Origin of the sequence: Thauera sp. WH-2 (assembly GCF_048321015.1) — a bacterium.
Lineage (GTDB): Bacteria > Pseudomonadota > Gammaproteobacteria > Burkholderiales > Rhodocyclaceae > Thauera.
The window spans coordinates 52,285-62,802 of sequence record NZ_JBLWFG010000012.1; the positions used below are offsets into that span (position 1 = coordinate 52,285).

Consider the following 10,518-nt stretch of genomic DNA (forward strand, 5'->3'; position numbering starts at 1 on the left):
TGGTCATGAACGTCGTCGCAATCGGTGTGCTTTTCTCCGGCCTGCTGGTCGGCTGCGCGCCCACTCCGGAGCCGATGCCAGAAGTGACTGCCGAGAATTGCCGCCCCGAGCGGATCCAGCAGATCAGGGACGAGGCCACGCGCAGGGAATTCGGTAGCCGCTGCTCGCGCCTGCCGGTCAGCCCCGGCACCCTTCCGACAAACCCCAAGAGGTGGTGAAGACCATGAAGATCAACCGTTCGATGGCACTCATCGTCGCCGTACTGATGCTCCTATCGGGCAGCGCCTTCGCGCAGCTCTCGTTTCATGATCCGGCTACCAACCGCGGTATCCTGGACCAGGTCGTCACCGAGTTTGCTGCGCGGGCATCCGGCTGGCAGACGGTGGTGATGAATGCAGCAACTTGGCTGTTCTGGACGCTCGGCACCATCTCCCTGGCCTGGACGGGCGGCATGCTCATCCTGCGCAAGGCCGACATCGGCGAGTTCTTCGCCGAGTTCGCCCGCTTCATCCTGTTCTTCGGCTTCTACCTCTGGCTGCTGCGCAATGGCCCGGCAATTGCGGACGCCATCATCGGCTCGATGCGCCAGATCGGCGAATCCGCAATTGGCGTGTCCGGCCTGTCGCCCTCGGGGGTCGTCGATGTCGGCTTCATGATCTGGAAGCAGGCGGTGACGAACCTCTCTGTCTGGCAGCCCATCGACAGTTTCGTGGGCGTGGTGCTGAGTGCCGGCATCCTGTTGCTGCTGGCAGTCGTTGCGGTGAACATGCTGCTGCTCTTCGTGTCGGGCTGGATTCTGATGTACGCCGGCATCTTCTTCCTGGGCTTCGGCGGATCGCGCTGGACCTCGGAGATGGCGCTCAGCTACTTCCGCACGGTGCTGGCTGTTGCGGTGCAGCTCTTCGTGATGACCCTCTTGCTCGGTATCGGTCACGACCTGCTGTCGAGCTTCTACGCCAAGATGAACAAGGGGGCGCTCAACTTCGAGGAGCTCGGCGTGATGCTGGTCTTCTGTCTCGCACTGCTCCTGCTCATCACCCGTGTGCCGCCACTGGTGGCGGGCATCATCACGGGTGGTGGGGTGGCTGCGGCTGGAGGCGTTGGCAACTTCAGCGCGGGAGCTGTTGCCGGGGCTGCCATGGGGGCTGCGGGCATGGCGGCTACGGCGGCCGGAATGGCCGGTGCGGCCGTGATGAGTGGTGCGCAGAACATCGCGGGGGGCGTGTCGGCGGTGAAGGCAGCATTCGACAAGGCTCAGGCGGGGATCGACAGTGGCGGTGGCCAGATGCCCAGCCTGGGACAGACAACCTCCAGCAGTAGGCGAGCTGCGGCGGGGGAGGCTAGCGGCTCCGCCTTTGCACAAGCCGCAGGCTTCGGCGGATCGTCATCGGCCGGTGCAGGCGCTGGGCTTGCGAGAGCCGCAGCGCTCGCCAAAGGCACTGCGGCCAACCTGGCCACCGGGGCGGGGGGCGTGATCAAGGACAAGGCCGTGAAGCTGGCTTCCGACTTCAAGGAGGGGGCTGATCAGAGCTTGCCGGGCAAAGTGGCGTCGGCGATTCGAGGCTGTGGGGCAGACAACAGCGTCCAGTTCGAGGGCAACAGCCTGACGGGGACGGAGCTGAATGACGAGGTGGCAACCTTCGTGAACAAGTCGCAGGGGGCTGTGTAACGGGTTGTATGTTGTAGCGTATTACATACAACTACAACGGCGAGCGCGCCGGTCCGCGTGAGTGCGCGATTTTAGCGGCTAAAGAAACGCAGTCAGGGTGCCGGCCCCCCATCCGAGTGAAGTGATCTGACAGCGTGTTTGACTCTTGAGGGGCGGGGGCCGGATGCCTCAATTGGCTCGATACCGGCGCGGATTACCAACAACCGCGCCGATAGCGGGGCGCCCCTCATCAGTCAAACTGCGCCCCTCAAGTGTCAAAGTCCGACGCCCGCCAGCCTCGCGCCGTCGAGCATGACGGTTGCCACTTATCGCCCGCAGCCCAAGCGCCACATTGCATCCTTGACCCGTCGGCGGTCTTCCCGGAGCTGCTCCATACGCCATGAGGTGCCGCCGCGTCGCCCTTCAGCGTCGATGCGCTTGATCTGCTTCTCGAACTGTTCGCACTGGTACTCGTTCCCCTTGGAGTCGGGTGGCGTTCTTTCGATGAGGCCAACAGGCTTGGTGCTGGATTGGCGGGTCGGTGGCGCGTACTGCGCCGCGGGCACGGGCAGGGGCGATACGACGCTGACCGTTCCGCCCGAAACGGCGGCCTGCTTCGTTCCACCCGGGCAAGGTTCTGCCTGGTAGAGGACGCCGCCCGGTCCCTGGCAGCGGTAGAGACCGATTGCCGGCGGCGTTGCTTCCCGCGTTAAGGCTGTGGCGTTGTCCCTTGTGGGCGAGTCGAACCTCGACCCTGCTTCCGGCGTGCTCTTGCTTGGGGCTGCGCTCTCCTTCACCTGGGCTTGGCGCTGCGCGTCCCACCACAGCAGACCTCCGACGCCGCAGCCCACTAACACCGTCAGTGTGAGCGCCAGCATGTTGTTCTTCATCTTCATGACATTTCTCAAAAGCATTCCTGCGTAACTATATCCATCACGGATTAATTGCTCCGTGACCTCCGGTACGGTGCTGACATTGACACTTGAGGGGCGACCCGCCTTGGGGCTAAGCCCTCTGCTCAGGCGGACGCGTCTGGCGCTTGGCGATCTCGGCGACCAGGAACGGCTTGGCTTCGACTGGAAAGAGCCAGTTCTTGTGGGCACGCTGCCACCGCCCCCCGAAGTCTCGGCACCAGGTTTTCACCACTTCGTTGAACTGCGCGTCGTATGGGCTCCAGAGCGCTACGCCGAATGGGAAGTCGATCAGATCCACGATGCGGTTGTCAGGCCAGTAGCGTGTTCTTGACGGCTTTGCCTTCGGCAGAGGCTGAAGGGGCGTTGGCAATGGCATCGCTTCCGCGACTGCGCGCGCTTGCTCGGTCGCCGTCTCGATCAGTGCCCGCTGCTCGGGGCAGAACAGCCAGCGCTTGGCCTCAGTGCCATGAACCACGATCTCCTCAAGGGCTCCCCAGTCCCAGGATTCGCGATCAAAGCGCCGAAGATCGATCTCGATGGACGGATTGCCGAGCCCACGCAGAACCGCCAGCTTTTCCTGATCCACGAAGTGGGTCACGCCGACCTCGATCAAATAGGACGCCGCGCCGGCCGTACCCACGACGTCCGGTATCACTGCGCCGAGATTCACCTCGGTCCTGACGGTCGTGAAGTCGATCCAGGTTTCCGGGATTGAGGCCTCCCCGGTGCCGTGGCGCCCGTCCGGCAGCGTGACCGAGCGCTTCACTGACAAGCCCGGCAAGGTGATGCCGCCCGCGCGCTCGATGGCGGCCTTCGCCGCCAGATGCAGCGCGCTTTCGGCGCCGCCTTCGCAGTCGGCGCCGCTTGCATGGGCGAAGTGCCAGATCCGCACGTCCCCCTGCCGTGCAATGAGAGCTCGGAGGCAGGACGGGCAGGTGCATCCGCACGCCTGTCCGCGTTCAACCTCGTTCACCGAGACGACCCGGCCGTCCTTGGCAATGGCAAATGATTGCAGCAGACTCGTGGCTTCCATGTCGATTGCTCCTTCGTTGATGACAGTGACGAGTCGAATTACCGCGCAGACCGCTTTGCCAGAACACCCGGACAACGGGGTTGAAAGGGGGTTTGTGGATACGCAAGCCATTGTTTTGGCAGCGAAGCGGCTTGATGAGCTTGCGGCGGGTTGGCGCGAGTCGCGTCTGCTCAACGTTGCGGTACTGAGGGCGCTGTTGTTGCTGACGCGCCGCGAGCCTGAGCGGGCCGACAGCGGATTCGATGCCATGGAGGTCGCCGAGGCGGTCGGCACGGTGATCGGCAGGGCGTGGGTGGTTGGCGCGGATTGGGACGATGCTGCCGACAAGGTTCGCCAGCATTGGCTCAACCTGGTATCCAAAACCTGGCCCACGAAAGAGGAGGGGGTCCGGCAGCACTTTCAGCAACTTGGATTGGACTTCGTTCCCGAGCTGTCGCGAGAGGAGGGCGGCGGTCAGGGCAACCCGACGCGGTACAGGTTCCGGCTCGTGACGCTGCCGATGGCCGCGGTTGGTGAAGGGCAGGATTCAGCCTCAACGTCAGCCGCCGAACAGCCAGCGCAGTTTTCCGTCGCTGGTGGCGACGAGCGCGTCAGTTACATCTGCGAGGACGTGGAGGACGCCTCGTGGTTGGCGAGGAGCTTCGCCGAAGGCTTCTTTTTGTCGGGCTGGCGACGGCACGCGCTTCGCAGCGTGTTCATCGTTGGCATTCTTGCCGTCTGGCTTTCCGTTCTTCTGGTCGCACTGATGATGATTGCCAAGCGACCTCTGACCGAGAGCATGAATGCAGTGATTGCTGCCGCGGTCTTTGGATATGCGTTTTGGAGCACGCTCGGCACGCTTCTGATGCTGCATCAGTGGCGTATCGCGTTAGCACCGTGGTGGATGCAGTCCGTTGACGATGACCGCCTCGTGGAGTGGCGCTGCCCGCCGCGTCATACCGACAAATCCATCAAGGCCGTCCGCTACACGGCGAAGTGCCCTCTGTGTGGCGGCAAGGTCGTCGCGCGTTCAGGAGGCTTCATGCTGCCCTGGAAGCTCGTCGGGCGCTGTGAGGAGGCGCCAGCGGCGCATGTCTTCTCCTTCGACCACGTACGGCGCGAGGGTGTCCGGAAAATGTGACGCACGCGTCGCAAAACGATACGGACATGGCTTGAGCGCTCCGTAGCGAGGTCATCCGTCGCCTATCTGCGATAATCCAGCCCAGTTTTCCACCTGCGAGTACGCGCCTTGCATCAACCCAGCATCACGCTCGCCCAGCTCGAATCGCACCTCTGGGAGTCGGCCAACATCCTCCGCGGGCCGGTCGACGCGGCCGACTTCAAGACCTACATCTTTCCGCTGCTCTTCTTCAAGCGCATCTGCGACGTCTGGGACGAGGAATACCAGGAGATCGTCGACGAGACCGGCGACGAGCAGCTCGCGTGGTTCCCCGAGTCGCACCGGTTCCAGATCCCCGACGATTGCCACTGGAACGACGTACGCGCCAAGGCGGCCAACGTCGGCGCGGCGCTTCAGCACGCGATGCGCGAGATCGAGAAGGCCAACCCCGACACGCTCTATGGCGTGTTCGGCGATGCCCAGTGGTCGAACAAGGAGCGCCTGTCCGATGCGCTGCTCAAGGACCTCATCGAGCACTTCTCGAAGTTGCCGCTCGGCAACCGCAACGTCACGTCCGACCTGCTCGGCGACGCTTACGAATACCTGATCAAGAAGTTCGCCGACGCCACCAACAAGAAGGCCGGCGAGTTCTATACGCCGCGCAGCGTGGTGCGGCTGATGATCGACATGCTCGACCCGCGCGAAGGTGAGGCCATCTACGACCCCGCCTGCGGCACCGGCGGCATGCTGCTGGCCGCGGTGCAGCACGTGCAGGAGATGCACGGCGACGTGAAGCGCCTGTGGGGCAAGCTCTACGGGCAGGAGAAAAACCTCACCACCTCGTCCATCGCGCGGATGAACCTCTTCCTGCACGGCATCGAGGACTTCAAGATCGTGCGCGGCGACACGCTGCGCAACCCGGCCTTCTTCGACGGCGATCGCCTGTCCGCCTTCGACTGCGTCATTGCCAACCCGCCGTTCTCGTTGGAGAAGTGGGGCGAGGATCTGTGGCTCAACGACCCCTTCGGCCGCAACTTCGCCGGCCTGCCGCCTTCGTCGAGCGGCGACTTCGCCTGGGTGCAGCACATGGTCAAGTCCATGGCGGACGGCACCGGCCGCATGGCGGTCGTGCTGCCGCAAGGCGCGCTGTTTCGCAAAGGGGCCGAGGGAGGAATCCGCCAGAAGCTGCTCGAGCTCGACCTCATCGAAGCGGTGATCGGTCTGGCGCCCAACCTGTTCTACGGCACCGGTCTGGCCGCGTGCATCCTGGTGCTGCGCAAGAAGAAGCCGGCCGCGCGCCGGCGCAAGGTGTTGGTCGCCGACGCCTCGCGTCTGTTCCGGCGGGGCAGGGCGCAGAACTATCTCGAGGCCGAGCACGCCGCGCAGATCCTCGGCTGGTATCGCGACTTCCAGGACGTGCAGGACGCCGTGCGGGTCGTCGCGCTCGACGAGATTGAGGCCGAGGACTGGACACTCAACATCTCGCGCTACGTGCTGCCGCCGCTGCAGGAAGACATCCCGCCGCTGCCCGAGGCGATCGCCGCCTTCAAGGACGCGCTCCAGCGCTGCCGCGAGGCCGAAGAGCGCCTCGCTCAGGTCATGGCCGAAGGGGGCTGGCTGAAATGAGCAAGCGCATCACCCAGCAAGAACTCGAAAGCTACCTCTGGGGCGCAGCCGTGCTGCTGCGCGGGCTGATCGACGCCGGCGACTACAAGCAGTTCATCTTCCCGCTGCTTTTCTTCAAGCGCGTCTCCGACGTCTGGGACGAGGAATACGAGGCCGCGATGGCCGAGTCCGATGGCGACCTGTCCTACGCGCAGTTCGCCGAGAACCATCGCTTCCAGATCCCCGCGGGCGCGCACTGGAACGACGTGCGCCAGACGCCGCGCAACGTCGGCGCCGCCATTCAGCAGGCGATGCGGGCGATCGAGTCTGCCAACCCGGACCTGCTCGACGGCATTTTCGGCGACGCGCCGTGGACCAATCGCGAGCGCCTGCCCGACGAAACGCTCAAGAACCTCATCGAGCATTTCTCCACGCAGACCCTCTCGGTCGCCAACGTGCCCGAGGACGAGCTCGGCAACGCCTACGAATACCTCATCAAGAAGTTCGCCGACGATTCCGGCCACACCGCGGCCGAGTTCTACACCAACCGCACCGTCGTCCACCTGATGACGCAGCTCCTCGCCCCGCAAGCAGGCGAGTCCATCTACGACCCCACCTGCGGCACCGGCGGCATGCTGATCTCGGCGCTGGACGAGGTGAAGCGTTCGGGCGGCGAATACCGCACGCTCAAGCTCTACGGTCAGGAACGCAATCTCATCACCTCGTCGATCGCGCGCATGAACCTCTTCCTGCACGGCGTCGAGGACTTCCAGATCATCCGCGGCGACACCCTCGCCGAGCCGCGCCACATCAAAGGCGACCGCCTGCGCCGCTTCGACGTCATCCTTGCCAACCCGCCGTACTCCATCAAACAGTGGGATCGCGAGGCGTGGGCGCAGGACAAGTGGGGCCGCAACTTCCTCGGCACCCCGCCGCAGGGCCGCGCGGACTACGCCTTCCAGCAGCACATCCTCGCCAGCCTGTCCGACCGCGGCCGCTGCGCCATCCTGTGGCCGCACGGCGTGCTGTTCCGCAACGAGGAACAGGCCATGCGCAGCAAGATGATCGAGCAGGACTGGGTAGAGGCCGTCGTCGGCCTCGGCCCCAACCTGTTCTACAACTCCCCCATGGAGTCCTGCATCCTCATCTGCAACCGGCGCAAACCGGCCGAACGCCAGGGCAGGGTGCTGTTCATCGACGCGGTGGGCGAGGTCACGCGCGAGCGCGCGCAGAGCTTCCTCAAGCCCGAGCACCAGCAGCGCATCCTCGGCGCCTTCAAGGCCTTCGCCGACGCGCCCGGCTTTGCCCGGGTGGCGACGCTGGCCGAGCTGCACAAGAACGCCGGCAACCTGTCGATTCCGCTGTACGTGAAGCGCCCGTCGGCTATTGCCGCCGGTGCGACTGGCGGCGACCAGCCGGCCAGCCTCGCCGAGGCCTGGGACGCCTGGCAGGAGAGCGGGCGGGCGTTCTGGCAGCAGATGGATGCGCTGGTCGAGACGCTCGACGGGCTCGGCGTGGCGAAGGAGGCAAGCGATGCGTAGCGGACAGGAACTGCTCGACGAGCTCAATGCCAGCGACGAGTCGCCGCGCATCGAGGCCAAGCGTGCGCGGGAGGTCGGCAAGTCGGTGCTGGAGACCGTCATCGCCTATGCCAACGAGCCCGGCATGGACGGCGGCTACTTGCTGCTCGGCGTCGATTGGTCGATCAACGGCAAGGGCGACACCGTTTATCGCCCCGAGGGCGTGCCCGACCCCGACAAGCTGCAACGGGATCTGGCCTCGCAATGCGCGAGCATGCTCAGTTTTCCATTGCGTCCGGAAATCAGCGTCGAACGCATCGACGGCAAGACCCTGGTCGTGGTGTATGTGGCCGAGGTCGACAGCGGACACAAGCCGGTCTATCTCAAGGCCACCGGTCTGCCGCGAGGAGCGTTTCGCCGCATCGGGTCGACCGACCAACGCTGCACGGATGAGGATCTGTGGGTACTGCGCGGCGACACCCGCCCGCAGAAGGGGCCGGACCAGAGCATTCTCACCGATGCACGACTGGACGATTTCGACCCCGCCGCGCTGGCCGAATACCGCCGCGTGCGCAGCCGCTTGAACGCCAGCGCCGAGGAGCTCGGCTACAGTGACGACGACCTGCTCGAGGCGCTCGGCGCGGTGCGCCGCGTCGATGGCGAGCCGCGCCCCACGCTTGCCGGCATCCTGCTGTTCGGTAAACCGATGGCGCTGCGCCGCATGCTGCCGATGGTTAAGATCGACTACATCCGTGTGCCCGGCATCGAGTGGATGGAAGATCCGCACGAGCGCTTCCAGTCCATCGAGATCCGCAAGCCGCTGCTGCTGGCGCTGCCCTTGGCCGAAGCCAGCATCATCGACGAGCTGCCCAAGGGTTTTCATCTGCCCGAGGGCGAGCTGCACAGCGTCCAGGAGCCGATCGTCCCGCGCAAGGTGATCCGCGAGGCACTGGCCAATGCGGTGATGCACCGCAGCTACACGCAGCACAGCCCGATCCAGATCATCCGCTACAGCAACCGCATCGAGATCCGCAACGTCGGCCACTCGCTCAAGCCCGTGGCCGAGCTCGGCATTCCAGGCTCACGGCTGCGTAACCCCACCCTGGCCGCCGTGCTTCACGACCTGAACCTGGCCGAAGCCAAAGGCACCGGCATCCGCAGCATGCGCCGGCTGGCCGCCGAGGCTGGGCTGACGCTGCCCGAGTTTTACTCCAGCCGCGAGTCGGACGAGTTCCGCGTCACGCTCTTCCTGCACAACCTGCTCACCGAGGACGACCACGCCTGGCTGCGCTCGCTGAGCGGCGAGCCGCTGGATGCCGACGAAACCAAGGTGCTGATCTACGCGCGTGCCACGGGTGCGGTGGACAACACGGCGTGCCGCGACTTCAGCGGGCTGGACACGCTGACCGCTAGCCGCGTGCTGCGCCGCCTGCGGGACAAGGGCTTGCTGGAAAAACATGGGGGCGGCAGCCACACGTATTACGAACTGGCCAGCCCAACAATCCCCACACTGCTTGCAATCCCCACAAGCTCCAGTGCGCCAGCAGGGGAGGCTTGCAACCCGAAGCATGCAACCTTGCCTCCCGAGCTTGCAACCTTGCTTGCAACCCTACAGGGCCGCGTCAGCACGGAAGCCTTGCGTGGCGCCATTGTGCGCCTGTGCGCATGGCAGGCTTTGGGCGTGGACCAGCTTGCAAGTTTTCTGAACAAAGACCGGCACTACTTGCGCAACAAGCACCTGATTCCAATGGTGCGAGAGGGGCAGCTGCGCTTTCGCTACCCCGAAAGCGCTAAACACCCGCACCAGGCCTATGTCGCCGCTGGGGCTGAGGACAAGAACAATGGCTGAGAAGCAACTGAGACCCGGTTGGAAGGTTTGGCGCTTTGACCAGATCGCCACCAACGTCAACGAGCGGGTCGACAACCCTTCCGAATCCGGCATGGAGCATTACGTCGGCCTCGAGCACCTCGATTCCGATTCGCTGAAGATCCGGCGCTGGGGCAGCCCCGACGATGTCGAGGCGACCAAGCTCGTCTTTCGCAAGGGCGACATCATCTTCGGACGCCGCCGGGCGTATCAGCGCAAGCTCGGAGTGGCGGAGTTCGATGGTATCTGTTCGGCGCATGCCATGGTGCTGCGGGCGAAGCCAGATGTCGTGTTGCCGGAGCTCCTGCCGTTTTTCATGCAGAGCGATGTGTTCATGAATCGGGCGGTGGAGATTTCCGTGGGTTCGTTATCGCCAACGATCAACTGGAAAACGATGGCGGAGCAAGAATTTACGCTGCCGCCTATGGATGAGCAGCACCGGTTGGTTGAGTTTATGGAATCAATAGCAGCTCTTGAAGAAGAGTTACGAACTGCGGAGCGCGAAGCCGGAAGATTGCAGAAGTCAGCGATTCAGGAGTTGCTTGACGCCGATCTGAATGGCTGGCCCACGGAGCCAATTGGACAGCTTTTCAAGGTGACTGCTGGCGGTACTCCAAGTCGTAACAACGCAACGTTTTGGAATGGCGGCGTGCCTTGGGTGAAAACAGGTGAAGTAAATTACTTCGTCATACAATCAACGGAGGAGCATATATCCGTTGAGGGATTGAGGGGATCTACGGCGAAGCTGTGCCCGCCGAACTCCGTCCTAATTGCGCTTTACGGGCAGGGGCCAACTCGTGGCCGCGTTGGCATGCTTGGCATAGAAGCGGCT

The 10,518-nt window shown here is 64.1% G+C and carries 9 protein-coding genes; 7 read left to right on the plus strand and 2 right to left on the minus strand.

Annotated features, from left to right (window positions below; all coding sequences use genetic code 11):
* Window positions 1-5: 5 nt before the first annotated feature.
* Together trbK and trbL are read left to right on the plus strand one after the other, a co-directional pair.
* Window positions 6-218, plus strand: a complete 213-nt coding sequence (trbK, locus tag ACNKW1_RS15075; protein ID WP_277079987.1) for an entry exclusion lipoprotein TrbK — start codon at window positions 6-8, stop codon at window positions 216-218.
* Window positions 219-223: 5 nt separating this feature from the next.
* Window positions 224-1,669, plus strand: coding sequence for a P-type conjugative transfer protein TrbL (gene trbL, locus ACNKW1_RS15080; protein WP_418365402.1), 1,446 nt, complete (start codon window positions 224-226; stop codon window positions 1,667-1,669).
* 305 nt (window positions 1,670-1,974) lie between these two features.
* On the opposite strand, the gene ACNKW1_RS15085 is transcribed toward trbL, so the two are convergent.
* Window positions 1,975-2,544 (minus strand): hypothetical protein, encoded by a 570-nt coding sequence (locus ACNKW1_RS15085; RefSeq protein ID WP_418365403.1) that lies wholly within the window; start codon window positions 2,542-2,544, stop codon window positions 1,975-1,977.
* A gap of 109 nt (window positions 2,545-2,653) precedes the next feature.
* On the minus strand, window positions 2,654-3,595 hold the full coding sequence (locus ACNKW1_RS15090) for a competence protein CoiA family protein (protein ID WP_288092184.1): 942 nt from the start codon (window positions 3,593-3,595) through the stop codon (window positions 2,654-2,656).
* Between ACNKW1_RS15090 and ACNKW1_RS15095 the strand changes: the two genes are divergently transcribed.
* The 5 genes from ACNKW1_RS15095 to ACNKW1_RS15115 form a co-directional block, all read left to right on the plus strand.
* A complete protein-coding gene (locus tag ACNKW1_RS15095) occupies window positions 3,594-4,715 on the plus strand; it encodes a hypothetical protein (protein WP_068809727.1) in 1,122 nt (373 codons plus the stop codon). The genes ACNKW1_RS15090 and ACNKW1_RS15095 overlap by 2 nt on opposite strands.
* A 108-nt stretch (window positions 4,716-4,823) precedes the next feature.
* Window positions 4,824-6,320 carry a type I restriction-modification system subunit M gene (locus tag ACNKW1_RS15100; RefSeq protein ID WP_068809728.1) on the plus strand — a complete coding sequence of 499 codons (1,497 nt, stop codon included), beginning with the start codon at window positions 4,824-4,826 and terminating at the stop codon, window positions 6,318-6,320.
* Window positions 6,317-7,840 carry a type I restriction-modification system subunit M gene (locus ACNKW1_RS15105; RefSeq protein WP_418365404.1) on the plus strand — a complete coding sequence of 508 codons (1,524 nt, stop codon included), beginning with the start codon at window positions 6,317-6,319 and terminating at the stop codon, window positions 7,838-7,840. Before ACNKW1_RS15100 ends, ACNKW1_RS15105 begins: the two co-directional genes overlap by 4 nt.
* Window positions 7,833-9,668: an ATP-binding protein gene (locus ACNKW1_RS15110; RefSeq protein ID WP_418365405.1), complete on the plus strand. Its 1,836-nt coding sequence runs from the start codon at window positions 7,833-7,835 to the stop codon at window positions 9,666-9,668. Before ACNKW1_RS15105 ends, ACNKW1_RS15110 begins: the two co-directional genes overlap by 8 nt.
* Window positions 9,661-10,518, plus strand: an 858-nt coding sequence (locus ACNKW1_RS15115; protein WP_418365406.1) for a restriction endonuclease subunit S, incomplete at its 3' end; no start/stop codon positions are given. The genes ACNKW1_RS15110 and ACNKW1_RS15115, both read left to right, overlap by 8 nt.